Annotated in this window: 17 protein-coding genes; 5 read left to right on the top strand and 12 right to left on the bottom strand. The window is 74.4% G+C overall.

The features are described 5' to 3' along the window. Positions 1–4: 4 nt before the first annotated feature. Genes IEZ11_RS24030 through IEZ11_RS24040 form a run of 3 tightly spaced genes read left to right on the top strand, consistent with a single transcriptional unit; the run spans position 5 to position 2,866 of the window. A complete protein-coding gene (locus tag IEZ11_RS24030; protein ID WP_189264932.1) occupies positions 5–1,183 on the top strand; it encodes a type III PLP-dependent enzyme in 1,179 nt (392 codons plus the stop codon). Beyond that, entirely contained in the window at positions 1,180–1,725 is a 546-nt protein-coding gene (locus tag IEZ11_RS24035; protein ID WP_189264933.1) for a GNAT family N-acetyltransferase, read from the top strand. Before IEZ11_RS24030 ends, IEZ11_RS24035 begins: the two co-directional genes overlap by 4 nt. Further along, on the top strand, positions 1,703–2,866 hold the full coding sequence (locus IEZ11_RS24040; RefSeq protein WP_189264934.1) for an MFS transporter: 1,164 nt from the start codon (positions 1,703–1,705) through the stop codon (positions 2,864–2,866). Before IEZ11_RS24035 ends, IEZ11_RS24040 begins: the two co-directional genes overlap by 23 nt. Before the next feature lie 40 nt (positions 2,867–2,906). On the opposite strand, the gene IEZ11_RS24045 is transcribed toward IEZ11_RS24040, so the two are convergent. The 8 genes from IEZ11_RS24045 to IEZ11_RS24080 all read right to left on the bottom strand — a co-directional run bounded on the left by IEZ11_RS24045 (position 2,907) and on the right by IEZ11_RS24080 (position 17,717). After that, entirely contained in the window at positions 2,907–3,647 is a 741-nt protein-coding gene (locus IEZ11_RS24045) for a class I SAM-dependent DNA methyltransferase (protein WP_189264935.1), read from the bottom strand. Continuing rightward, on the bottom strand, positions 3,634–4,503 hold the full coding sequence (locus tag IEZ11_RS24050; RefSeq protein WP_229713312.1) for a helix-turn-helix transcriptional regulator: 870 nt from the start codon (positions 4,501–4,503) through the stop codon (positions 3,634–3,636). Before IEZ11_RS24050 ends, IEZ11_RS24045 begins: the two co-directional genes overlap by 14 nt. Before the next feature lie 161 nt (positions 4,504–4,664). After that, positions 4,665–6,425, bottom strand: a complete 1,761-nt coding sequence (locus tag IEZ11_RS24055) for a hypothetical protein (RefSeq protein WP_189264937.1) — start codon at positions 6,423–6,425, stop codon at positions 4,665–4,667. Continuing rightward, entirely contained in the window at positions 6,422–9,877 is a 3,456-nt protein-coding gene (locus tag IEZ11_RS24060; protein ID WP_189264938.1) for a vWA domain-containing protein, read from the bottom strand. The genes IEZ11_RS24055 and IEZ11_RS24060 overlap by 4 nt, the downstream gene beginning before the upstream one ends. 3 nt (positions 9,878–9,880) lie before the next feature. Continuing rightward, positions 9,881–11,044, bottom strand: coding sequence for an ATP-binding protein (locus IEZ11_RS24065; RefSeq protein WP_189264939.1), 1,164 nt, complete (start codon positions 11,042–11,044; stop codon positions 9,881–9,883). A 76-nt stretch (positions 11,045–11,120) separates the two neighbouring features. Beyond that, positions 11,121–16,061, bottom strand: a complete 4,941-nt coding sequence (locus IEZ11_RS24070; protein ID WP_189264940.1) for a hypothetical protein — start codon at positions 16,059–16,061, stop codon at positions 11,121–11,123. After that, entirely contained in the window at positions 16,058–16,912 is an 855-nt protein-coding gene (locus IEZ11_RS24075) for a DUF4132 domain-containing protein (RefSeq protein WP_189264941.1), read from the bottom strand. Before IEZ11_RS24075 ends, IEZ11_RS24070 begins: the two co-directional genes overlap by 4 nt. 412 nt (positions 16,913–17,324) lie before the next feature. Further along, entirely contained in the window at positions 17,325–17,717 is a 393-nt protein-coding gene (locus tag IEZ11_RS24080; protein ID WP_189264942.1) for a DUF5997 family protein, read from the bottom strand. A 59-nt stretch (positions 17,718–17,776) separates the two neighbouring features. Between IEZ11_RS24080 and IEZ11_RS24085 the strand changes: the two genes are divergently transcribed. Continuing rightward, positions 17,777–18,577 carry a LysR family substrate-binding domain-containing protein gene (locus IEZ11_RS24085; protein WP_189264943.1) on the top strand — a complete coding sequence of 267 codons (801 nt, stop codon included), beginning with the start codon at positions 17,777–17,779 and terminating at the stop codon, positions 18,575–18,577. Positions 18,578–18,718: 141 nt separating this feature from the next. After that, entirely contained in the window at positions 18,719–19,750 is a 1,032-nt protein-coding gene (locus IEZ11_RS24090) for a methyltransferase (protein WP_189264944.1), read from the top strand. A gap of 13 nt (positions 19,751–19,763) precedes the next feature. Here the strand turns inward: IEZ11_RS24090 and IEZ11_RS24095 are convergent, their stop codons facing one another. From IEZ11_RS24095 to IEZ11_RS24110, 4 genes are all read right to left on the bottom strand, one after another. Continuing rightward, positions 19,764–21,212 carry an MFS transporter gene (locus IEZ11_RS24095; protein ID WP_189264945.1) on the bottom strand — a complete coding sequence of 483 codons (1,449 nt, stop codon included), beginning with the start codon at positions 21,210–21,212 and terminating at the stop codon, positions 19,764–19,766. 130 nt (positions 21,213–21,342) lie between these two features. After that, positions 21,343–24,132: a beta-L-arabinofuranosidase domain-containing protein gene (locus tag IEZ11_RS24100; RefSeq protein WP_189264946.1), complete on the bottom strand. Its 2,790-nt coding sequence runs from the start codon at positions 24,130–24,132 to the stop codon at positions 21,343–21,345. Between the two features lie 163 nt (positions 24,133–24,295). Beyond that, positions 24,296–24,973 (bottom strand): HAD family hydrolase, encoded by a 678-nt coding sequence (locus tag IEZ11_RS24105; RefSeq protein ID WP_189264947.1) that lies wholly within the window; start codon positions 24,971–24,973, stop codon positions 24,296–24,298. Between the two features lie 15 nt (positions 24,974–24,988). Beyond that, positions 24,989–25,465, bottom strand: coding sequence for an Lrp/AsnC family transcriptional regulator (locus tag IEZ11_RS24110; RefSeq protein ID WP_189264948.1), 477 nt, complete (start codon positions 25,463–25,465; stop codon positions 24,989–24,991). Between the last annotated feature and the right edge of the window lie 214 nt (positions 25,466–25,679).

Genomic DNA, 25,679 nt, shown 5'->3' on the forward strand with positions numbered 1-25,679 from the left:
GGCCATGGCCCACCCCTCCGCACCCCTGCTCGCCGCACTGGCGGACGCCACCGAGGACGGGATCTTCTTCGACCTGGCCGGGATCCGGCGCGGCTACGACACCCTCCGGCGCGAACTGCCCGGCGTGGACATCCGGTTCGCCATGAAGTCCTGCCCGGTGGACGAGGTGCTCGCCTGTCTCGCGAGCGCGGGAGCGGGGGTCGACGGCGCGAGCCCCCGCGAACTGGAACAGGCGCTGCGCGCCGGAGTGCCGGTCGACCGGATGCACTACGGCAACACCGTCAAGTCCGACCGGGACATCGCCGACGCCCACCGCCTCGGCGTACGGGACTTCGCGACCGACAGCGTCGAGGACCTGGCGGCGGTCGCGGCCCAGGCCCCGGGGGCCCGCGTGTTCTGCCGGCTGGCGGCGAGCGGTGACGGGGCGCTGTGGGGACTGAGCAACAAGTTCGGCTGCTCGCCCGCGGACGCGGTACGGATCCTGGAGACGGCCCGGGAGTCGGGCCTGACACCCTCCGGCCTGTCCGTGCACGTCGGCTCCCAGCAGATGACCGCGGACGCCTGGCACAGCGCCGTCGAGTGTCTGGCGGACGTCCTGGCCGTCCTCGGCCGGCGCGGGATCGTCCTCGACCATGTCAACCTCGGCGGCGGTCTGCCGGCCCTGGGATACCTCGACCGGCACGGCCGGCCCCTGGAACCCCCGCTGGACAAGATCTTCGCCGTCGTCCGCGAGGGCATGCGGCACCTCAGGGAGGTCCACGGCGAGCACCTCGCCTTCGTGATGGAGCCGGGGCGCCACCTCGTCGCCGACCACGGAGCCATCCGCGCCCACGTGGCCCGGCTGGCCGAGCGCCGCCGACCGGACGGCGAGCCGCGGCACTGGCTCTACCTGAGCTGCGGCAAGTTCAACGGCCTCTACGAGATGGACGCGCTGCAGTACCCGCTGGTCTTCCCCACCCACCCCGATGACGAGCACCTCCCCGCCGTCGTGGCGGGTCCCACCTGCGACAGCGACGACGCCTACCCGCAGGGACACGCCCTCGTCCACGTGCCGCGGGAGCTGGCGTCCGGCGATCCCGTCTGGGTGCTCGCCAGCGGCGCCTACGCGCTCAGCTACACCACCCAGGGTTTCAACGGCTTCGCCCCGCTCCCGTACACCTGCGTCGGCGGAGGCCGGCCATGAGCGGCGACGGCGTACGCGTACGCCACATCACCGACGCCGACTGGGACGCCATCGTCGCGCTGGAGTCCCGCGCCTATGCCGGACTCGGCCTCTCGGAGGGCCGCGCGGCCCTGCGGTCCAGGGCGGACGCCTCGCCGCAGACCTGCTTCGTCCTGGACATCGGCGCACGGCCGGCCGGGTACCTGCTGGCACTGCCCTATCCGCCCTTCGGATACCCGGACCTGGCACGGGCGGAGGAGCCCGTGGTCCCCTCGCACCCGCCACGCCACCTGCATCTGCACGACATCGTCGTCGCGGAGCAGCTGCGTGGCAGGGGACTGGGGGAGCGTCTCCTGAACCACCTCACCCTGGCCGCCGCCGCACGCGGATTCGAGCGGATCTCGCTGATCGCCGTCGGCCGCAGCGAACCGTTCTGGTCGGCACGCGGGTTCACCGCACACCCCGGGATCTCCCCGGCCGGATACGGCGCGAACGCCGTCTACATGTCCCGTACGACGGCCGAGTCCACGAAGCGAGTTGATGTGCGTGTTCCCTGTCCGTGATCCCTTCCGGCGCAGTCGGCTGGCCATCGCCGCGCTGTTCTGCACCCTCGGTTTCCAGTACGCCACCTGGGCCGCCCGGATCCCCGCCATCAAGGCGGACCTCGGGCTGACCGCGGCGGAGGTCGGGGTCCTGCTGATGGCGGCCGGCATCGGCGCCGTGGCCTCGTTCCCCCTGGTGCCGGCGCTCATGAGACGGCTGGGCTCCGCACGGCTGTCGCTGCTGTCGGCCCTCTGCCTGACCGTGCTGCTGCCGGCCCTCGCCCTCGCCCCGGACTATCCGGTCGCGCTGCTGGTCATGGTGGCCGACGGCGTGTTCGTGGGGTGCCTGAACGTGGCCATGAACGCACAGGGAACGGCCCTGGAGACCCGGTACGCGCGCAACACCATGGCCAGACTGCACGCGACGTTCAGCGCCGGCTCCCTGCTCGCCGCCCTGCTCGCCTCCGGCATGAACGCGGCCACCTCCTCCGTCACGGCGCACTTCGGCGTGGCCGCCGTCGTCCTGGTCCTGCTGGCGGCGGTGGCGCGCCCCGGTCTGCTCCAGGACGAGGCTCCCGCGCCGGAGAAGCCGAGCAGGAGCCGCTCCGGATGGAGCCTGCCGACCCGTGTGACGCTCTGGATGTGCGGCGCCATGGCGTTCGGCACCGTGACCGAGGGCGCCATGAACGACTGGTCCGCCCTCTACCTGAGGGAAGTCGCCAGGTCGACGGCGGAGTTGGCGCCGATGGGCATCGCCGTGTTCTCCGGGATGATGGTGCTGGCCCGCCTCTTCGCCGACGGCTGGCGCAGCCGCTGGGGCGACGGGCGCGTCGTGCTGCTCGGCAGCGCCCTGGCCGCCGCCGGGCTGGCCTTCGCCCTGCTGAGCGGGGGAGTGGTGGCGGCGCTGGCCGGGTTCGCCTGTGTCGGACTGGGCTGTGCGGCGGTGACCCCGTGCGTCTATGTCGCCGCGGCGAAACAGGGTTCGGAGGCCCTGGCACTGGTCGCGGCCATGGGCACGACGGGCCTGCTCGCCGGGCCGCCGGTCATCGGCTTCGTGGCGAGTTCGAGCAGCCTGGTGTGGGGCCTCGCACTCGTCGCGGCGGCGGCCGTCGTGGTCTCCCTGTGCAGTACGCGGATCCAGTGGACACCGGCGAGCGGCTGACCGCCGACCGCTGTCCCCGCCGGTCACGGCTTCCGGGCGGTCACACCGGTCTGCGCCACACCGAGATGTGCTTGGTGGACTCCTGGGTGAACGGGGAGCCGTCCCAGTCGGCCACCCGGCGCTCCAGCGTGAGGCCCGCGATCCTGGCCATCAGGTCCAGCTCCGCGGGCCATGCGTACCGGTGCCGGGAGGCGCCCCGGCGGTAGCGGCCGTCCGCGCCGTCCCGGGTGAGGTGGTGCGAGACGAGCATCTGCTCGGCCAGGTCGAAGGTGTCGAAGCCGAGGTGCCCCGCGGAGACGTCGAACGGCACCGCGACCTGACCGGGCGGCAGCAGCCGCAGCGGCGGCACCCCCAGCTCGATCACGAACCGGCCGCCGGGCCGCAGATGCCGGGCCGCGTTGCGGAAGCACTCGACCTGCTCGTCCTGGGTGAGCAGGTTCGAGATCGTGTTGTAGACGAGATAGACCAGCGCGAACTCACCGGGCACGGCGGCCGTCGCCATGTCCCCGATCACGACCGGCAGGGTCTCCTCGTCGGTCTTGCGGCGCAGCACCGCCACCATGTGCTCGGAGAACTCGATGCCCGCCACCGGCACCCCGCGCCCCCGGAGCGGGACACCGACCCGTCCCGTGCCGACGGCGAACTCCAACGCCCGGCCGTCTCCGGCGAGTTCGGCGAGGAAATCGACGGTCGGACCGAGCACGGCGGCCGAGGACATCTCGTTCTCCTCGCCGTCGTAGCGCTCCGCCTCGGCCTGGCTCCACAGTTCACTGGTCGTCACGATCGGTCACTGTGCCGTGCGGGCGAAGGCGCTGTCCACGGGATTTCCCGGCCGCCGGCCCACGGCCGTGCCGGGCCTGGCCGGGCGACGGAACCAGCCCGAGCCGCTGGGCGTGCAGCACCGTGCCGAGGCGGTCGCGGGTGCCGAGCTTGCGGTAGATGTTCTCGACGTGCTTGTGCACCGTACGCGCCGAGATGCCCAGCCGGCGGCCGATCGCGTCGGCGGTCAGGGCGTCGGTGAGCAGCAGGAGGACGGTGAGTTCCCGGGGCGTCAGCGCGCTGTCCGCCGCTCGCTCCTCCGGCTCCCCGGCCGACCGGCGCCACTGCCGGAGGAGTTGGCGCTGTTGCTCGACGGCGGCCAGCAGCGGTTGCGCGCGCTCGGCGATCCGTACCTGGTCGTCGGTGAAGTCCGTGCCGGAGCGGTAGACCAGACAGCCCGTGATCGGCGCGACGGTACCGGGCAGCGGAAGCGCCAGCACGTGGTTCAGGTCAAGGGTGCCGCCGAGCACCCGCGCGGTCGCGCTCACCGGCCAGGCGCGGCCCGCGAGCCGACGGGCCGTGACAGGGGCGCGGCCCGGTCCCCTCGCGTAGTGGTGGGCGAACGGGTAGCCCGAGCGCAGCACTCCCAGCGCCTCGTCGTCGAGCCGGCCCAGCGCGGTGGCGGCGGCGGGCGACAGGCCGAGCGTGCCCTTGTCCTCGCTCCAGTCGTCCAGCTTGTAGATCAGCGTCTCCCCGCCGCACAGGCCGGTCACGGCGTCCGCGAGCAGCGGCCAGAGCCGTTCGGGCTCGCGCTCGTTGAGCACGGCCACGGCCAGTGCGGTGAGGCGTTCGTAGGCCCTGTCCAGCCCCTGCGACACGTCTTCCTCTCCGCTCGTGCAGCTACGCAGTTGTACGCATACCCATGCGACGGCCCGGTGTCGCATGCTTCAACCTGGCACCGACACCGGACGGGACGACTCCGGTCACGCGGGCCGCCGGCACGGGGGAGCGGCGGCCCGCATCCGGTTGCGGTGCCAGGTCAGCCACCCCAGGCGGCGGCGCACAGCACCCGGTCGACCTCGTCCGTGTAGCGTGCCGCGGCCAGCCAGGCCCGCGCGAAGCGGCGGGTGTCCGCCGGAAGGAGCCGGCCGAAGGCGTCCCGCGAACGTTCCGCCGCCGCGGCGAGCAACTCGTCGAGGATATCGCCGGCCGTGCCCAGACCGTGCCGGTGCAGACGGTGCGCGTCGGCCGCGGAGTCACCGGGGAAGGCGAGCACCCGCCGTCCGCCCGAAGCCGCCTGCTCGACCCGGCGGCGCAGCAGGTGCAGGGGCGCCTCGGGCCCGGCATCACAGGCAGCCGCGGGCGCGGCGGCCGACGCGGGCGCCGGAGCCGGCAGGTCCGCGTGCTGGAGCCGGTCCAGCCCCAGGTCGACACGGGTCCCGACGCCGCTGGGATGCTCGGTCGCGAGGAGCTGGGCGCGGGCGTGCGGGGCCACGGCGAGGCGCGCGATCACGCGCAGTCGGCCGCCCCGGGCGCGGGCCAGCAGCCGCAGGTTGTCGCGGTGCGGGAGCGCCGGATGGTCGTGCGCCGCCGTCAGCCGCAACGGCACACCGCCGCAGTCGGCCAGCAGACAGTCACCCGCCGCCTCGCGCACCGCGCCGACCGGCGTCACCTCCAGGAACAGCAGATCGCGGCCGCCGCCCAGGGCCCGTCCGACCTGCTCGGCCACGGGCACCGCCCACAGCCGGTCCAGCGGCTCGGCCCGCCAGTCCGCACCGGACGCGCGCACCGCCCGCACCCCCGCGCCCGCACCCAGCCGGCCGGTCGGCGACACCGTCGCCCCGGACACCGCGAGACCCGCCCGCGCCAACTCCCGGTGCGTCAGCGCCGTGTCCCCGACGCGTACGGCACGGTCGGCGGCGCCCACCGCCCGGCCCGCGCCGCCCGGCGCCACGTCCGAGACCGTGTACAGGCGGCCCTCGGCGTCGGCGGTCCACGTGACCGCCCCCGCATAGCCGCTCGCGGTGAGCACCGGCTCCGAGAACAGGCCGTACAGCCGCAGCGAACCGTCCGGGGTGTACGGCTGCCGCAGCGTGCCGCGCAGTTCGGCCAGTTCGGCACCCGTGGCGAAGGGAACGCGGTGAGCCACGAACAGGGTCTCCGACACGGCGGTGACAAGCGCGGTGAGCCGGAACGCCGGGTCCGCCGCACGGGCCGCGCGCAGCGCGGTGACCACGGAGACCGCCGCCGCGGCCGCCCGGGGCAGACCGGCGAGGCGCGCGGCGTGCGCGGCCCGCAGCAGTTCCGCCTGGAGCACGGCACCGGAACCGTCCGTACCGGCGTCGAGCACGGCGGCCACGGCGCCGAAGACGGCGTGCGTGGCATCGAGTTGCGAGGGGGACGCGGACTCTTCGACGGCGGCTGCTCCGCCCTCCGCGCCCTCCCCAGCCCCGGCGTCCTCCTCGGTCCCCGCGCCTCCCGTGCTCTCGGCGGGCGCCGTCATGTCGGCCACCGGTGCCGCCGAAGCGGCCGCCGCGCGGTGCAGGCAGTCCGGGGCGAGCAGACAGCCGCACCGGATGGCCGCTGCGTCGGCCACGACACCTCCGGGAGCGTCCAGTTCGAGCGTGGAGCCCTCGTCGTCGACGGTGATGCGCACGGTGTCGCCGTCCCGGACCACCGGCCGGTCCGCCAGCTTGGCGATGCCCGCGTCGAGCCGTTTGCGCAACCGGGGCGAGAGGGCCGCGACCAGCTCGGCGGTCACGGCCGGGGCGACGGCGGGCAGGTCCCGTTCCGCGCTCATGCGATCTTCTCCCCTACCCAGCGGGCGAGTTCGAGCGGACTCAGGGCGGCGACCGGCATCCCGGCGGCGACCAGCTGTCCCGCGATTCCGGTGGAGTAGCGCGGCCGCCCCGAGTCGTCGAGACTCGCGCAGCCCAGGACCTGACAGCCCGCCCCGACCAGCGCCCTGACCTCGGCGAGGAGTCCGCCGACCGGATAGCCCTCCTCGAAGTCGCTGACCACGACCACGAGCGTGCGGGACGGCACGGTCACCAGTTCGCGGGCATGCCGCAGCCCGGCCGCGATATGGGTGCCGCCGCCGACGCTCACCTCCAGCAGCAGCGACAACGGGTCGTCGACGTGCCCGGTGAGGTCGATGACCTCGGTGGAGAACGCCAGGAAGTGCGTCGACAGGGTCGGCACCCCGGCCAGCACCGAGGCGGTGAGCGCCGCCCAGACCGTCGACGCCTCCATGGACCCGGACACGTCCGTGACCAGGATCAGCCGCCAGTCGGCGGCGCGCCGGGCCCGGGTCCGGAAGACCGGACGCTCCGGGATCACCTGGACCGTGCCGTCGGCCGCCCTGCGCGCGGTGGCCAGGTTGGCCCGCAGCGTGCGCGGCAGGTCCAGACCGCCGCCCGGCCGTCGACTGGGCCGTGGCAGGGCGGTGCCGTGCAGGGCGGGGCGCAGCCGGGTCGCCAGCTCCCGGGTCAGCGCGTCCACCAGCCGCCGTACCAGCGGGCGCAGCGCGGCCAGCCGGGCCTCGGGCAGCCCGCCCGCGTGCCGCAGCACCGACCGCAGCAGGTCCACGGAGGGCCGCACGCTGTCCGGATCCAGCTCGGCCAGCACGTCCGGCCGACCCGTCGCGGCGGCCGCCGCCAGCACCTCCTCCCGGATGCCCGGCCCGAACAGCGCCGCCAGCTCCTGCGACCACTCCCGCACCCCGGGATACGACGCCTCACGCCCGCCGCCCCCGCCGCCGAGGTCGCCCCGGCTGCCCTCGCCGCGGCCGCGGCCGTACAGCTCGTCCAGCGCGGTGGCCAAGGCGCCCGCCGACTTGGGGAGTTGCTCGGCGCGGCGGCCGAGCAGCAGACGCCAGCGGTCGGCGGGGGCCAGCCGGTGGTCCGCCACGGCCACCGCGGCGCCGGCCGGCTCGGGCGCCACGCGCGGACGTGGCGGGGGCAACAGGCCGAGCGTGCGCAGGGTTTCGCGCGCGGTGAGGTCCGCGCGGGTCCAGGCGGCCAGCGCGGCCGGGTCGATCGGGCCGGTGTCGGCCACCCGGTCGACGCCGAGCCGCTCCTCGACCCCGGTCAGCAGCCGCTCGCGGTCGGCCGGGCTCAGCGTGTCGAAACCGCCGCGCAGGGCCGGCAGCCGGTCGAGGAAGTCCCGGTCGGACAGCCCCGACACCCGCTCGGCCAGCGGCTCCAACGCCGGTGCGGCCGCCTCCAGCAGCCGTCCCGCGGCGGTCAGCAGTCCCGTCAGCCGGGCGGTGAGCGCGGACCGAGACGCGGCGTCGACCGCCCCGTCCACCCAGGAGGCGACCCGGCCGCCGAACGCCTCCGGTTCCTCCTGGCCGAGCAGCACCCGAACGGCTCCGGCGGCGCCCCGCATCAACGGGGAGCCGTCGGCGGCCAGCCGGGCCAGCGCGTCGGTGAGCCGGATACCGCCCGACAGGTCGGCGCGGTGCGCGAGTTCGAGCAGGGCGCGGGCGTCGGCCGGGTCCTGCGAACCGGTCAGGCCGTCCACCTGCCGCACCGCGGCCGCGGTCAGCAGCTCGGCCACCGCGACGGCTCTGGCCGTAAGGTCCTCGGTCACGTCGAGACCGGCGATGTGTCCGGTGCGCAGCCGGTCCAGCAGGGCCAGCCCGGTGAGGAGTTCGGGAAGCGTGCCGGCGTCCGGGAGCACCTTGGAGGTGTCGTCCAGCCGCTCCGCCACGAGGCCGGGCAGACCGCAGTGCGCCGCCTGCTCCAGGCCGACGAGCACCTGCGCCGCCGTCGGGCCACCGGCGTCCCGCTCCGTGCGGCCCCGCTCGCGCAGCAGGCCCTCGGCCGCCTGGGCGAGGGTGACCCCACGGACCCCGGCCGCCGTCAGCATCGCGGCGGTCGCCGGGGTCCAGCGCACCTCCCAGCGCGAGGTGAGAGCGTCCGCACCGCCCGTGCCGGTCACCGACCTGGACTCGGCGTACGGCACGGAGCACAGCGTCAGGCGGCGCAACAGCAGTTCGCGGCGCCGGTCGAGATCCGAGCGGAGGGGGTCGAGCCGCAGGTCCCGGGCGGCGCCGGGGCCGCTGTCCGCGGGGCCGGGCAGGCCGAGTCCGGTGAGCTCGGCCTCCACGGCGGGGGCGAGGCCGCTGCGGGGCGCCGTCGGAGCGGGACGGCCGACGCGGGTGCCGACCAGGACGTTCTCCATCGCCCGCGCCACCGCCCGCCCCCGGCCGTAGGGCTCGCCCTGGGCCAGCACGGTCTGCGTCGCCTCGACCAGCTCGCCGCGGCCTGCGGCGGGGAGGCCGCGAAGGCGGGCGAGGTCTCCGGCGAGGCGGGTGATCTCGCGGGCGTCGGCGGGGCCCGATGGATGGCCGAGACCGCGGAGTTCGGCGCAGATGCGGACAGCCGCGCTGGTCAACGCCTGTTCCAGAGCAACGGGATCTCCCGCCGCGTTCAGGACCATGTGCTGCCACTCGGGGTCGCGGATGCCGGCCGGGTAGCCGGAGCGCTCGTCCAGGAGGGCGTAGGTGTAGGGGACGAGGGAGGTCGTCCACTCGGGTGCGAGTGAGTGGGGGCTCGGCGCGCAGTTCCCCGCGCTCCCGAAGGGGCGCACCAGTGCCGGAGTGTGGAAGGCGCCGACGACTGCGGCTGCTCGCTCACCGTTCTTCGTGGCCTCGGCCAGCCGGGACCGCATCCACTCCTCCCGGCGCAGATCCACCTCCGGCACGGCCGACTCCTCCCGCAGCGCCCACCCCGTCAGCAGCGCGGCCCGCCGCAGCGCCTCGGGTGTCGAGCCGGGCGCGGCGGCCTCGACCAGCCGGTCCCAGAGGTCGTCGCCCGGCCGCCCGGTGAGCCGGGCACGCAGGGCGCCCGACAGCCGACCGGGCCCCTGCGCAGCACGCTCCTCTTCCCGCCGGCCCCGATCCGCCAGCGGCAGATCGCAGGCCACGACCGGTACCCCGCGCCGCGCGGCCCACCGCACCGCCGCCAGTTCCGGGGAGAAGTCGGCGAACGGATAGAACGCCGGGCCGCCGCCGTCGGCCGGTGCCGCCGCGAGGGCCACCGGAGCCCGGGTCTCCTCGTGGGCGAGCCAGGGCAGCCACTCCTGCAACTCCGCGGGGAGTTCGACGAGCAGCACGTCCGGCCCGGCCGCGTCCAGCAGCGCGGGTACGGCGGCGGCCAGGGAGGGCGCGTGGTGCCGTACGCCGATCAGGTACGGCCCCGCCGGGTCGGTGAGGGTGGCGAGGGCCGCCTCGGGGGAGTCGGACACCGGTCACGCCTCCAGGACCGTGCGCAGGTCCCACAGCGTGCGCCAGGTCGCCGAGCCCTGCTCCGCGCGCCGCCGTACCGGGCCGTCCCAGTAGCCGCGCAGCCGGGCCGAGTCGGCGGGATCGTCCTTGCGTACGACGCCGAGCAGGTGGCCCGGGAGCAGGCCGAGGACATCGCGGTCCCCGGGGAAGTAGGCCGCGGCCAGGGCCAGCGCGCCCGCCACCGCCACCGCCTCCGCCGTGCTCATCACCGTGGACGGGCGCTCCACCTCCCAGCCCTCCGCCGACCGCCCCTCGCGCAGGTCACGGAACGCGGTGACCAGGGCTTCCAGGACCGCGTCGTCGACCTGGAAGGGCGCCCCGGCCCGCTCCACCGACGCCCGCGCCTGGCCGCGTACCAGCGCTGTCTCGGCGTCGAGGTCCGGAATCGGGCCCACGGTCTCGAAGTTGAAACGCCGCTTGAGCGCGGCGGACATCTCCGAGACGCCCTTGTCCCGCAGGTTGGCCGTGGCGATGAGGGTGAAGCCGGGTGCCGCGTGCGCCAACGCGTCGTCGGTGCCCGCCAGTTCGGGTACCGCGATGCGACGCTCGGACAGCAGCGAGACCAGGGAGTCCTGTACCTCGGGCAGACAGCGGGTGACCTCCTCCACGCGGGCGACGGCACCCCGGGACATCGCGGTCAGGACCGGGGAGGGCACCAGCGCCTGGCGGCTCGGGCCCTGGGCGAGCAACAGGGCGTAGTTCCAGCCGTACTTGAGCTGGTCCTCGGTGGTGCCCGCGGTGCCCTGCACGACCAGGCCGCTGGTGCCGCACACCGCGGCCGACAGCAGCTCGGACAGCATCGACTTGGCGGTGCCGGGCTCGCCGACCAGCAGCAGCCCCCGCTCACCGGCGAGGGTCACCACACACCGCTCGACGAGGGCCCGGTCGCCGACGAACTTGTCTTCCACGAGGAGCCGGCGGGGCACCCCCTGGGGCGCCTCGGCGTCGTCGGGCAGCCGCAGCGCCTGGCCGCCGCTGCCCATGACGAAGGTGACGACGGCCCGGGGCGTGAGCCGCCAGGCGGGCGGGCGCGGACCGGTGTCGTACGCGGCGAGGAAGGCCAGCTCGGTGGCGAACCGGTCCTCGGGCGGGACGATCTGACGGAGGGGCGCGGTGCTGGCGGTCATCGGTGGTCGTCCTTAACGGCGGTACGGGCGGCGGTGCGAGTCGCGGTGGCGGTGGCGGTCGCGGTACGGATCGTGGTCATCGACGGCGGCCGCCGCGGGTCGCCCGCGTGGTCAGCTGCTCGTACGCGGGAGCGTCACCGGCGCGTACCCGCTCCCAGGCGCGGGCGAACAGCTCCGGCACCGGGACCAGCGGGAGGGTCCGGTTGCCGTCGGAGACCGGGTAGAGGGCTTCCTTCCAGGTCTCCAGCGGCAGGGCCGGAGCCCTGAAGTCGCGCCAGCCGCCGGGCAGGAAGAGGGTGCGGCCGGCGCGCGGCCGCTTCGCCTCGACGACCAGAGCGGTCGCCGCCAGTTCGGCACGCGCCTTCTTCGTCCGGGCGGGCTTCCAGCCGGTCCAGCGCGCGCAGTTGCGGTCGGTCGGGTCGGGCAGCGCCAGCAGCTGGAGGTAGAGCGCCGCCGCGTCCTGGCCGAGACCGTGCGCCTCGGCGACCTCCGCGACCAGCGCGGGCACGCTGACCGCGGGGTCCTGGGCGTACCCTGCCGGACCCTCGGCCGCGAGCGCACGGGCGAGGTCGTCGCCGAACAGCGCCCGCACGTCACGCAACCAGCGCGCACGCCCCTCGCCGACCAGACCCTCCAGCAACCCGAAGACGGGATCGTCGGCTCCGCTCAGCGCTCCCGGCCGGAGCAGCACATGCTCCATGTCCGCGTACCAGGGGCGCAGCACCAGCGCGTCACCGGCCCGGGTCAGCCCGTGCGCGTCGGCACCGCCGGTCTCGGGCAGGCCGAAGACCTTGCGCAGCCGCACACAGGTCGGGTCGTTCTTCTCGGTCCAGTCCAGGTTGAGGTCGAGCAGCAGCTCGGGGTCGGCCAGCCGGCGGCGCAGTGCGCCGAGCCCGTCCGCCAGGCCGGCCCGCAGCGGATGCCCGTACGGCAGCACGTACGCCAGCGCGGCCAGGCTGCCCACGGCCCCGGACAGCGTGTACGAACTGGGCACCGCCGACGGGTCGACGGGTGCGAAGTCGCCGTCCTTGTCGGGCCGGAACGCCGTGGTGCGGGCGAGCCAGGGTGTCCGCGCGGGGTTGAGCACGGCCTCGGCGTGCCCGACGCCCATGCCCGCGAGATCCGTGCTGAGCTCCTCCGGCAGACGCACCAGGCTGCCGAGGCGCTCGGCCCACAGCCGGCCCGCGGCCGCCGTGTCGGGGCCGGTCGTCCACAGCTCGGCGGGGTCGTCGGGCAGCAGTGCGCCGAGGAGCACCCGCTGCTCGTCCCGGCCCAGCGCGTCCAACAACTGCGCGCCGAAGGTCCGCTGACGGGGCTTGAGACCGACGACGGCGAGCCCCTCGGCGGTCGGGGAGTGCGGGTGGCCGGCCAGCAGCACCGTGGCCTGGAGGGGGCCGAGCGCGCCGTTCGTCGCGGCCGCCAGGGTCGCCGGGGCCTCGGGTCGCCAGGGCGCGGCGCCCTTCTCCCGGATCAGCCGGGTCAGTCCGGCCAGCCGGTCCGCCGGGATCCCGGCGGTGTACCGGGTCTCCCTGACCAGCGTGAAGTGCCCGACGGCACCGAACGCGCCGGTCGGGTCGTGGTCCAGCGCCAGCCACTCGACCGAGTCCCGTCGGGCGTCGACGCTCTGGCAGCCGAGCACCACCACCGTACGGCCGTCCCGGCGCAGCACCTGCCCCACCCGCTGCTGCTTGTCGTGCGGCTCGCTCAGCACGACCGTGCGCAGCGTCCCCCCGAGCCCGAGGAGCGGCCCCTCGGTGAGCGCCTCGAACAGCAGGAGCAGCGGCTCGCGCTGCACCTCGGTGAGGGCCGGCGAGGCGGCGCGGTAGGCGAGCGGCCGCAGGGCGCCCAGGACGGGCGTCCATTCCGCGCCGATGCCGGGGACGGTGTGCTCCTCGCTCAGCCAGCCGTCGCCGACGGCGAGCCCCTCGCGCTCCGGCAGCGGCTTGCCGTCGGCGGGCCGGCCCGACAGCACGTGGTTCACCGCGCGGATCTGGCGCAGCGCCGCCCAGCCGCCGTGCCACGCGTTCTGCAGGGTCACGACTCCCCTCGTGGCCTCGTCCAGCGTCCGGTCCCCGCCGTGGAGCGGGGAGTAGTCGGCGAACATCCCCTCGGTCCGCTGCCGGGGCCGCGGCCGCTCCTGCACGGGCCTGGCCAGGGTCGCGGCCACCTCGGCGAACCGCAGCGCCGCACGGACGAGGGCGGCGACACCGGTCAGCAGCCGCCGGTCGGTCAGATCGGGCAGCGCCCGCGCCACCGCCGTCACGGTGATCGCGTCGGCGGTCGGCACCGCGGCCCTGGCCCTGTCGTCCTTCCCGGCCTCGGCGAGCGCCTGCTGCCGCTCGCCCAGTGCCGTCGCCGCCGCCCGCATCAGCTCACCGGCCGACGCGTCGGTCAGGGCGCGCAGCACGGCCGACCCGCGCTCGTCGCGGGGGCGCAGCGCGTGCCAGAACGCGACCGGCGGCACCAGCCGGGTCCCGGCCGCGTACGCCCCGCCCGACTCGCCGAAGGACACCCGCCCGAGCTCGGTGCCGTCGTCCGCGTGCAGGGCGACGCTCTGGTACGTCTGCGCGGCGATCGGCGCGGCCCCGCCCGGCAGCCGCAGGGCGCCCAGCGGCACCCCCGGCACCCGGCCGCCCGGGGCCGCCCGCAGGGTCGCCGTCCGCCCGTCGGGGGTACCGGCGGTGGTCCGTGCCTCCGCGCCCTGGCCCTCCGTGCGCACCCACCGCCCGAGAACCGTGCCGTCGGTGCCGAACGGGCTGTGCTCAAGCCCGGGTTGCAGCGGCAGCACCTCGCAGGAACCGTGCAGCAGCGAGGCGTCCTCGCGGACGGCCGACGCCAGCAGCGCGGGCAGCGAGGCACGCCCGTGCTCGCCGGTCGCCGGGTCGTACTCCAGCCACAGCGACTGCCGTCCCTGCCTGCCCTGCCGCCAGTACGTGGTGCCGTCGCCGATCACCGGGCGGCTCGGCGGCAGCACCGTGTCCCCGGCGTGCAGGGTGCGGCCACCCGTGGCCCGGCCGCCGCCGGGCAGCGGGATCGACGCGTTCGCCGCGTCCATACCGGACCACCAGCCGGGGAACTGCTCACCGCCGAGCGTCACCACCTCGGACGGGCGGTTCGACCAGTAACCGTGCTGCTTCGAGCCGTCCCGCCACGTCACCAGCAACTCGCCGTCCACGTACCGGAACCGGGGGCGCTGCCAGCGGTCCAGGTCCGTGGGCAGCCGCAGGTCGTGGCTGAGCAGGATCCCCTCGGGGCCCACGACGACAGCCTTGTGACCCCGTGCCAGCACCAGCGCGGGCCAGGCCTCGGTCACCGACAGCGAGTTGTCCCGGTCCTTGCGCACCTCGCCGTCCAGCAGCGCCAGCGCCTCCTCCAGCGCGGACCAGCCCAGTTCGTCCAGGATCCCGGCGCGCAGCGTACGGCCGAGGACCGGCACGATGTCGTACTCCGTGAGCCCGCGGACGGCCTGCGGGCTCTCCTGGACCACCGCGCGGAAGGGGCGCAGCCGTTCCAGCTTCGTGTCGACACCGGGCAGCCCGGCGCAGGCGGCGAACTCGGCGGTCGCCTCCTGAAGCCACTCGCGCAGGACGTCCCCGAGCACCGGATGCGCGGCCACCTTGGGCAGCTCCGCCGGTCCCTGTCCCCGCCCGAGCCCCTCGACGGCCTCGGACAGCAGCGCCCGGTAACGGGGTTCGGCGGCGAGCGCCTTCAGGTCCCGCTCCCCGGGCTGCTCGTCGCGCAGCCAGACGGCGAGCGGCAGGTGCACCTGCGTGTCCGCGTCGGGGACGGCCAGCGCGATGCCCTCCGCCACGCACAGGTCCAGCAGATCGAGGTCAGCCCCCGGTTGCCAGCGCCCCGTGAAGAGATCGACGGGCCGCCCGGCCGCACGCAGCCGGGGCGCCATCCGCTCGGCCAGCGCCAGCGTCGCGGGGGAGCGGCGCGAGTACGCCGCCCCGTGCTTGCGGTGCTGGGCCCAACGGCCGAGCCAGTCCGCCGCGTCGGCCTCCCCGCCGTCCTCGGTGAGCAGCAGGTCCGACCCGCATTCGGCCAGCAGCGCCAGCCAGAACTCGTCGTCCGCCACCTCGCGGCCCAGGCCCGCCGGCATGATCTCCAGCAGCCGTGCCCGGGTCTGTGGCCGCCGCTCGGCGAGGACCGGCAGCAGGCTCCGGTAGGCGTTCCAGAAGGAGGCGGGTGCCCGAACCGCGGCCGGGGACGCGAGCAGGTCGGCGACCAGGGCGCACTCCTCGGTGACCCGGTCGAGCCCCGCCGCCCTGATCAGCCCGCGCGCGTCCTGCGGCAGCGAGGCGTACGGCGGCATGCCGGCCGCGCAGCGCTCCACCGTCAGCTGCCGGAACTGCGCCCAGGCGGTGACCGGTTCGAGCCGCCGCGCGAGATCCTTCACGTACTCCTTCAGCGCCTTGACGGTGAGCGCCCCGGCGAAGGCGAACTCCAGGAACACCGCCCGCTGCCGCTCCTCGTCGACGGCCAGCGCGTGCACCCGCTCGGCCTCGCGGGCCTTGCCGAAGAAGGCGCCCGCGTAGGTCGTGTTCTCGTGCTGGAGGAAGACCCGCGCGGCCTGCTCGTAGAAGGTCGGCAGGAAGTGCGGGACCGCGCGGCCGAGCCGCTCGCCGAGCGCCTCGAAGCCCTCCTTCGCGTTGCCCGGCTTGGACTTGGCCTGCCGGGCCAGCCGCTCGACGTCCTTGACCAGGGCGAGGGCGTGATGGCCGTTGGCCGGGTCGTGCACCAGCGCCCAGGCCGGGAAGCCCAGGGTCTCCCGGCGCACCTGACCGACCTCGGGCGCCTCCGGTTCCCGGGCCAGCCCCAGGAACTCGAGAGCCAGGTCCTCGGCCTCGCCGAGGGTGCCCGGCACCAGGCGGACCACCGTCCGCCCGTCCAGGGCGGCGTGCGTGTACGTGCGTGCGGTCAGGACGTCGGCGTCCTCCCGCGCGGTCGTGCCCGAGGGCAGGATCGCGCCGGCGTCGAGCAGCGCGGCCGTGGTGTCGTCGTACGTGGTCATGCCGCCCGCTCCTCGTCCTCGATGTCCCGTCCCGCGTACAGCGCCGCCGCCATCCGCATCCCCTCCGACCAGGCGACCGGGCCGACCGCACCCAGCCGCAGCGTCCGGCCCGCCGGATCGGTCCACGCCAGCGGGCCGGTCTCGGTCTCGAAGTAGCTGTCGTAGTCGCCGATCCAGACCCGGGCCTCGACCCCGCGGCCCTCCTCCAGCACCGAGCACACCGCGTATCCGCCGCGCACGCGGTACCCCAGCTGCGTGGCCCTGCCGTGCAGGAACCGCAGCTCCTTGAAGACCCCGCCCGCGTACTCCTCGATCTGGGTGGCCTCCGCGTCCAGCGCGGACGGGCGGTACCAGACCTCCCGGAAGAGCTGCTGTGCCTTCTGCTCGACACCGAGCTCCACGGCGAACTCGCGCAGCTCCTCAAGGTCTTCGAGGAGCACCGGGTGCGGCAGCCGGACCAGTTCGGGGGCGATGCGCACGGTGTCGCCGTCGAGGTCGACCAGGCCGAGCCCGCGCCCGGTGTCGGCGTCCCGCAGGAACCCGGCGACCTCGCCGTCGGCGCCGGTGACCACCAGGTCGCGCAGCGCCGCCTGCCAGGCGGGATCCGGCCAGACCCGGGTCAGCACGGCGAGCGGCACCGGAAGGGACCGGGTCATCCACCGCTCCACATCGGCCAGGCACTGCCGTTCGTGCCGCTCCAGCCACTCGGTGAGCTGCCGCAGCCCCAGGACCGCGGGATCGTCCGCCAACTTCGCGGGCACGGACTTCAGCCGTCGGCCGGCCGCGTTGCGGCAGACCACCTTCCCGTCGTCCAGGGCCACCTCGTAGTCCCCGGCCGTCACCCACCCCATGCGTGCCTCCCCGCACCGCAGTGATCAAGTGATGGCGACTGTAGGGGAGCCCACTGACAACGCCTCCCGCGGTAGCCGCCCGGCCGGGGAAACCGCAGCTCAGCGAGGGAACGCGGTGCCGATGGGGGATCGGGGCGAGGCGGCGGCGGAGGCGACCGGCGAAGGGGTTTCAGGGCGGAGGGAGCCGAAACGGCCCGCGGGAGCCGGGAGCCGGGAGCCGGGATACGGGACTGGGAGCTGGGGTGCGGGGTGCGGGGTGAGGGATGAGAGGTGGGAGGTGAGGGATGAGCGGTGGGATAGGCGGTGGGGGCGTGGTGGACCGGCGCGGAGGCGCGGGTGGGGACGGCGGCGGCCCCGGGGGCAGGCGGAGGTGCCTGGGCCGGGGCCGTGGGAAAGTCGCGTGGGTGCGGGCTCAGCCCTGCCCCGACTCCTTCTCCCGCTTCAGGTTCTTCAGCCGCACGGTCTCCTTGCGGACCTCGGCCTGCGTGGTGCGCTCCTTCTCCAGCCACTCGGGCAGCTCGCGCTTGAGCTCCTCGATCTGCTCGGTGGTGAGCGGCTCCGTCACACCGCCGCGTGCCAGCCCCGCGATGGACACGCCGAGCTTGGCCGCGACCACCGGACGCGGGTGCGGGCCCTTGGCCTGCAGCTCGCGCAGCCACTCGGGCGGATTCGCCTGGAGCTCGTTCAGCTCGGCGCGCGAGACGACACCCTCCTGGAAGGCGGCGGGTGTGGCGGGCAGGTACACGCCCAGCTTCTTCGCCGCGGTGGCGGGCTTCATCGACTGGGCGGTCTGGTGCGAACTCATGAGGTCAAGGGTATCGGCCGGGTGTGCAAGCCCTGACCACGGCCCGATAACCTGGGCTGGTGACAGGCTCGGAGGAAACACCGTCGTTCCGGCTCGCGTACGTCCCCGGCGTGACGCCCGCCAAATGGGTTCGGATCTGGCACGAGCGCCTGCCGGACATCCCGCTCGCCCTCCACCAGGTCCCCGCCGCCGAGGTGGCCGGTCTGCTGCGCGCGGGTGACGTGGACGCCGGCCTGGTACGGCTCCCGGTGGACCGTACGTTCTTCAGCGCGATCCCCCTCTACACCGAGACCACGGTGGTCGTCGTGCCCAAGGACCACGTGATCACGGCGGCCGAGGAGGTCACCGTCGCCGACCTCGGCGACGAGGTCATCTTCCACCCCCTCGACGACGTCTTCGACTGGGACGCCCCGCCCGGCGAGCCCGCCTTCGAGCGTCCCGCGACCACCGAGGACGCCGTCGAGCTGGTCGCCGCCGGGGTGGGCCTGCTGGTCGTCCCGCAGTCGCTGGCCCGTCTGTACCACCGGCGGGACCTCACCTACCGGCCGCTCACCGACGGCCCCGAGTCGATCGTCGCCCTGTCCTGGCCGGAGGAGGCCACCACGGACATGGTCGACGACTTCATCGGCATCGTCCGCGGCCGCACGGTCAACAGCACCCGCGGCCGGCAGGCCGCGGAGTCCTCGAAGCCGTCCAGGACCGCACCGGCCTCGCCGGAGAAGGCCGGGCGGGCGCAGAAGCCGGGCGCCGCGGCCAAGGCGACGCCGGCCGCCCGCGCCGCACGCGCGCGTGCGGCCGGCGCGAAGTCCGCCAAGTCCGGCAAGCCCGCGAAACGCGGCAAGCCCCGCCGTCGCTCGTAGGCCGCGGCCGCGCGAGCCCCCGCCTGCCTCACGGCCGCTCCCGATCTGCTCCCGCGCGCCCCGATCGCCTTGCGCGATCCCGGGCCCGCGCGATGTCACGATGCCAGCGGACATCCCGGACATCCACCGCTGGAGGCGCCCGTGAGCCCGGAAGCAGCCCCGGACGAAGCCGTAGACCCCTGTGCCTCGTCCGCTTTCCTCGTCAACGAATCGCTCGGCTACCTCTTCCCGGCCGCCCTGCGCGCCGCCGCGGTCGTCGGTGTGGCCGACCACCTGGCCCACGGTCCGCGCAGCCCGGCCGAACTGGCCGAGGCCACCGGCACCGACCCGCGGAACCTCTACCGGGTGCTCCGGCTGCTCGCGACCCGCGGCGTCTTCGAGGAGGACGCCGGCGGCCGCTTCCGGCTCACCGCGGCCGGTGACGCGCTGCGCACCGACGCACCCTGCTCGGCCCGCTCGGCCGTACTGATGAACACCGACCGCAGCATGTGGCTGCCCACCGCCGACCTGAGCCGCTGTGTGAGCGAGGGGACCTCCGCCTTCGAGCACCTCTTCGGGCTGCCGTTCTTCGACTACTTCGGGCAGGACGAGGACACCGCCGACGTCTTCCACTGCGGCATGGCCGCGATGTCCGACGCCGAGAACGGACCCATCGCGGCCGCCTGCGACCTCCCGCCCACCGGGACGGTCGTCGACGTCGGCGGCGGCCACGGCGGCCTGCTGCTGGCGGTCCTCGACCGCCACCCCGGTCTGCACGGCGTCCTGTACGACCAGCCGCACGTGCTGGCCGGACACCGGCTCGACACCCCCGGGACCGCCGGACGCTGGGCCACCGAGACCGGCGACTTCTTCGCAGCCGTACCCAAGGGCGACGTCCTGATGCTCAAGCGGATCATGCACGACTGGGAGGACGAGCAGTGCGTGACCCTCCTGGACCGCTGCCGTGCCGCGCTGGCGCCGGGCGGACGGATCCTGGTCGTCGACGCGGTGATCCCGCCGGGCAACGCACCGCACCAGGCCAAGGCGCTCGACCTGCTGTTGATGGCGTGTCTGGTGGGCCGGGAGCGCACCGAGGCGGAGTTCGCCACGCTGTTCGAGTCCGCCGGTCTGAAGCTGGCCCGGGTCGTGCCGACGCCGACCGTGCTCTCGGTGGTGGAGGCGGTGGCCGCCTAGGACGGCCCGCCGCTCAGTCCTCGGGTGCCGCCGGCGCCTTCGCGCGCTCGCCCAGATCGGCCACTGCCAGGCCCAGCGCCACCAGGATGAACCCGACAGAGGTGAGCAGGCCCAGCTGGAGCGCCTCGGTGGCCGGGCCACGGTGCGCGAGCTGGGCGAAGTACACCGAGCCCACCACCGCGATACCGGCCGCCGAGCCGACGCGCTGGCCGGTCTGGAGCACTCCGCCGGCCGCACCGGCACGCTTCACCGGGACCAGGGTGAGGGTGAGCGTGGTGTTGGGAGAGACGGTGATACCGGAGCCGATGCCTCCGATGATCATCGGTACCGCCGCGGCCCACCCGAAGTGCTCCAACGGCACCAGCCGTACCACCGCGATGATCCCGAGCAGCCCCACCGCCACCCCGGCGAGACCGATGACGACCAGCACGCGCCCGTGCCGCACCACCAGCCGGCCGCCCAGGGCGGCACCGACCGCCGAGGCGACCGCGAAGGGCAGCACCGTGACTCCGGCGGCCAGCGCGCTGTATCCCGCCGCGTTCTGGAGGAACAGGGCGAGGACGAAGAAGACCGTGGTGAAGCCCGCGAAGTAGCTGAAACTGATCAGCGCGCCGAGGGTGAAGGACCGCAGCGAGAACAGGTTCAGATCGACCAGCGGCGCCCGGCCGAGCCGGCCCTGCCGCCGTTCCCACACCCAGAACAGGCCCAGCAGCACCGCGCCCACCGGCATCAGCGCCCACTTCTGCCGTCCGGTCCACTGCTGCTCCTGGACCAGCGGCAGCATCAGCGCCAGCACACCGGAGCCGAGGAGCAGCACCCCGAGCGGGTCGAACCGCTCCCGCCGGTCCGCGGTCCCGGGGTACCGGGGCAGCAGCCGCAGGCCCGCGACGAGTGCGGCGATCCCGATGGGCAGGTTGACGAAGAACACCCAGCGCCAGCCGTCGTCGGTGCCGACGGCGTCGATGATCACACCGCCCGCCAGCGGGCCGACCGCGGTCGAGACCCCGATGACGCTGCCGAGCAACCCGAAGGCCTTGGCGCGTTCGGCGCCCTGGAACATCTGCTGGATCAGCCCCGAGGTCTGCGGCGCGACCATGCCCGCCGCCGCGCCCTGGATCAGCCGGAACACCACCAGCCGGTCCGGGCTCCCGGCCAGCCCGCAGGCCGCCGAGGCGACCGTGAACACGGCGAGCCCGATCAGGAATGCCTGGCGCCGCCCGCGCATGTCGCCGAGCCGGCCCGCCGGGACGAGCGCCAGCCCGAAGGTCAGGGCGTACCCGGAGACCACCCAGGACTGGGCGGCCTCCGTGGCCCCCAGCCCGCGTTCCATCGAGGGCAGCGCCACGTTGACGATCGAGGTGTCGAGCAGCGAGATGAAGCCGGCCGCGAGACAGACCCCGAGCGCCTTCCACCGCCGGTCCTCGGTGGTCGGCTGCTGCGGCTTTGCCCAGGTCGTGGTCATACGGCCACGCTATGCAGGCATTCCGGGCATCGCACGACCGGCGGAGCGAACGGATGGCCGAACTGCTCCTTCCGAGTGACGGCGCACCTGCCCTGCCCGCCGCGCCAGGACGTGTACGACGCCGCACGTGTCAGCGTACGTACGACGCCTCCCGCGCCGTGGCCAGCACCCGGTCGCCGTCCGCCGCCGTCACCAGCCCGTCCGCGACCCAGGCGTCCACCACCGACCGCACCCGGGTCACCAGCGCCGCCTTGTCGCGGAACGGCGCCGCGGCCCAGACCTCGTCCAGCAGCGAGCCGTCGGACCCGGCCGGGTTGGCGACCCCGGAGTCGAGGCCGCCGAACACCACCGTCGGCTCCGAGCGGCGGAAGTAGGCGTGCGTCGGATCCTCGGTCCCCTCGTAGAAGGGGGCGAACTCCGTTCCGGCCAGGGTGAAATGGAGCGGGCTGCCTGGTACCGGAGCCAGCGACGGCAGCAGGTCCCCGGAGAGTCCGGCGTTCCGGTACAGCCCCAACTCCAGGTACTCCGTGGCGGGGTTGCGCCCGACCAGCGTGACCGGCCCGTAGAACAGGGCCTGCACCGAAGGATCGTCGAGGGCCTGCTCGACCCGCAGCCGGAACGGGATCGACACCCGCACGGTGTCCCCGGGCCGCCAGGTCCGCGACACCGTGAAGTAGCTGCCCGGCCGCGGAGTGCCGGGCACGGCCCGCCCGTTCACCGACACCCGGAACCCGGCCGTCGCCCAGCCAGGCACCCGCAACCGCAACGCGAAGCGGGCCTGCCGTTGCCCGCCGACGGTGAGTGTGCTGCCCTGTTCCCGTGGATAACCGGTGTGCTGACGGACCGTGATGCCCTTCTCGGCCCAGGTCAGAGTGGACGGGCTGTAGAGGTTGACGTACAGGGCGCTGCCGTCGGCCGCCGCGAAGTACACCGAGTCCTGGTACTTGGTGGCGGACTCCATGCCCGTGCCCTCGCAACAGGTCGTGCCCTGCTTGGGCGTGTAGTCCCGCACATGACCGGGCGTCAGCCCGATGAAGTACGTGACCAGCGGCTTCTCGGCGTCGGCCCGGTCCTGCTTGGACCCGAGCACCTGGTTGTACAGGGCCCGTTCGTAGTAGTCCAGGTACGCCGGATCCGGCTCGTGGAAGAACAGCGCCCGGCTCAGCTTCAGCATGTTGTACGCGCAGCAGGTCTCGGCGGTGCTCGCGCCGAGGGTCCCCGCGATCACGTCCCGCGCCTTCCAGAACTCGGCGGTACTGGTGCCGCCGATGCCGTACATGCGGTGCGGTACGACCATGCCCCAGAAGTTCTTCGCCGCGGTCAGGTAGCGTTCCTCGCCCGTCGCGTCGTACAGCCGGACCAGGCCGGTGAAGACCGGGATGTGCTGGTTGGCGTGCAGGCCGTCGAGCGTGTCGGTGTTCGCCGCGCAGGCGTCGATGAGGCTGTCGAGGTCGAACAGCCGGGCCAGCGCGAGGTGTTCACCCTTGCCGGTGAGGTCGTGCAGGTCGCAGACCGCCTCGACGATCCCGCCGAACTCTCCGCTGGAGAAGATCCCCCACATCCGCTGGAGCGTGGCGGCGGGCAGCACGGACAGCCGGGAGTACATCCAGTCGCCCATGCCGGACGCGAGGTCCAGCGCCCGCTCGTCGCCGGTGGCGCCGTACGCGTCCAGCAGACCCCGGAGGATCTTGTGCGCGGTGTAGTACGGCGCCCACACCTTCGTGTAGTCGCTGCCGGCCATCGACTCCAGCAGGATGAACTGCGTCTCGGGGTAGGCCGCGAGGAACCCGGGATGGCTGGGCCCGCCCCAGGTGCGGCGCAGGACGGCGTCGAGGCCGCGCCCCGAGCCGTCCGCGAGACCCGGCCCCGACGTCTCCCCGAAGGCGTACGACACCAGGTCGCCGCTCGCCCGATCGCCCTGCAGACCGGCTATCTCGTCGCCGCTCAACGCCCTCGACCACACGTCGAACCCGCCGAAGGCCCCTGCGAAGACGGGGTCGGCGGTGTAGTGGGAACGGCCCAGCCAGTGGTGGGCGAGGGTGCCGAGGGCAGCCGGGGTGAGGGACATGGCCGGGTTGCGGGCCACCACCGTGCCGTCCACGTACAGCGTGCCGGTGCCGTCGGCGAGCGTCACGGCGAGGTGGCTCCAGCGGTCCAGGGGCAGCGCGGCGAGGCCGTCGAGCCCCTGTTCGGCGCCCGCGCCCCCGGTGGTGATCGCGAACCGGGGCACCCCGTTCGCGTTCCTGGTGGCCAGGTACAGGTACCGCGTGGTGTCGTTCCCGAAGTCGAACACCCGCGCCCAGGAGTCCTCGTGGCCGGGTTTCACCCAGGCGGCCAGGGTGACGGCGGAGGCGTCCCCGAGCACACCGGACGGCAACTCGACGTACCGGTACGACCCTCGCTCGTTCCCGGCGGCCCGGCCGCCGAACACCCCGGGCACGCTCAGCACGGACGGCTCCTGCCGCAGGGCCGCGCGCACCTCCTCCAACGCCCCCACCATGGTGCGGATCTTCGCCCCGAAGACCTCGTCGCCGGTGCTCGCGTACGCCTGCGCCAGCATGGTCAGGAAGTGCCCGGTGTAGTGCCCGCGCAGGTTCCCGTTGGCCTCCCCGTCCAGCCCCTCCCAGCCGCCGGGCGCGACCGCACCGCCCGTGTCCAGCCCCGCGTTGGCCCGGAACACCTGCAACAGCCGGTTCTCGTCGTAGCCGCGCGCGTGGTCGAGCATCAACTCGCGCTTGTCCGCGAAGAGTCCGGCCTCCAGCGCCACGTCCCCCAGCCCGAACGGCCGCACCGTCCAGGACGCTTCGGCCGCGCCGCCGACCGCGGCTGCCGCCGGGCCGGCCGCGGCACCGGCCGCGCCGGCGGCGGCGACCAGAGCCGTCGCCTGGAGAAGGGTCCTTCGGGAGAGGGGCTGGGCCATGGGCACCTCGTCTGGGTCTGGGGCCGGGTCTGAATCCGGGGCTGCGTCCGGGCCCGCGTCCGCGCCCGAGTTCGTGTCTGAAATATCGGACGGTGTTCGGGAATTCGTCCAGAAGATAGAGAAGGGGCGGGTGAGCGTCAACGGTACTGGCGGGTAAGGGAGTTCAGGCCGACGCGAGCCAGTCGTAGGCGACGCGTGCCGTGAACTCCGTCTGGCCGCCGCGGATCACCAGGTCGGCCGTGCCGAACTGATCGGCCTGCGCGGCGACGTACGGGATCGCGATGCAGCGCATGCCGGCCGCGTGTGCCGCGGCCGTGCCCGGCACCGCGTCCTCCAGGACCACGCAGTCGGCCGGAGCGGCCCCGAGGCGGCGGGCCGCCTCCAGGAAGACGTCCGGCGCCGGCTTGCCGCGGGGTACCTCGTCGGCCGAGACCGCCGTGCGCAGATGCCCGCCCAGGCCCGTGCCGGTCAGGATCGCCTCGATCGCCTCGGGGGAGGAGCCGGAGGCCACCGCCAGCGGCACGCCCTCGGCCGCGAGCAGTTCCACGAACTTCCGCATCTCGGGGTACGCGCGCGTGCGGGTCCGGGCCAGCTCCAGGTAGCGCCGGTTCGTCTCGGCGAGCAACTCGGCCACCGGGGGCCGCAGTCCATGGCGGTCGCGCAGCAGGGTCAGCGTCTCCAGCGTGCTGATGCCGACGAACCTCTCGTGCTCCGCCCAGGTGAAGTCCGCGACACCGTGTCCGGCCAGCAGCTGCCGCGTCGCCTCGTAGTAGTTCGGCTCGCTGTCCACGAGTGTTCCGTCGAGATCGAAGATGACCGAGAGGTTGCTGAGATCGCTCATGGGGCCAGGATGCCGTTATGCGCGGGCTGCCCGGCCGACGGACTCCACCAGCGGCAGCAGCCGGTGCGGAACACGCTCGCGCAGCGCCACCTCGGTACGGGTGCGCACCACGCCCGGCAGGCTGATCAGCTTCTGGATGACGTCCTCCAGATGCGCGTTGTCGCGCGCCACCACCCGGGTCAGCAGGTCCCCGCCGCCGGTGATCGAGAACGCCTCCACGATCTCCGGCACGGCCGCCAGCGCGTCCCCGACGTCGTCCAGATGGCCCTGGGTGACCTCGATGTGCACGAAGGCCAGCACCGGATGGCCGAGCGCGGCGGGGGAGAGCGAGGGGGCGGTCCCGGTGATCACGCCCTCCCGCTCCAGCCGGTCCAGCCGAGCCTGCAAGGTGCCCCGGGCGACGCCGAGGACCCGGGCGTACTCGCGCACGCTGGTACGCGGCTGCTCCAGCAGCAGTCGCAGAATGCGGGTGTCGAGCTCGTCCACGGTCATCGGACACGACTGTACCAATGGCTCACCGATGCTCCGCGGCTACCTGCGCCATTGGTAGGTCAGCTGCTGCCCGAAGTGCCCTGGGACCGGACCATTGGCCCAGTGAAAATGACGTCACTTGAGCCAGTCGCCCGGTCGATGCTCTCATGGCTGTGTCGATGGCGCTGCGGATCCCCGCGGCGCCATTTCCGTGCCGTCCGCGGGAGGGGAAGCA

It is taken from the genome of Streptomyces fuscichromogenes (assembly GCF_014645815.1).
Classification (GTDB): Bacteria; Actinomycetota; Actinomycetes; order Streptomycetales; family Streptomycetaceae; genus Streptomyces; species Streptomyces fuscichromogenes.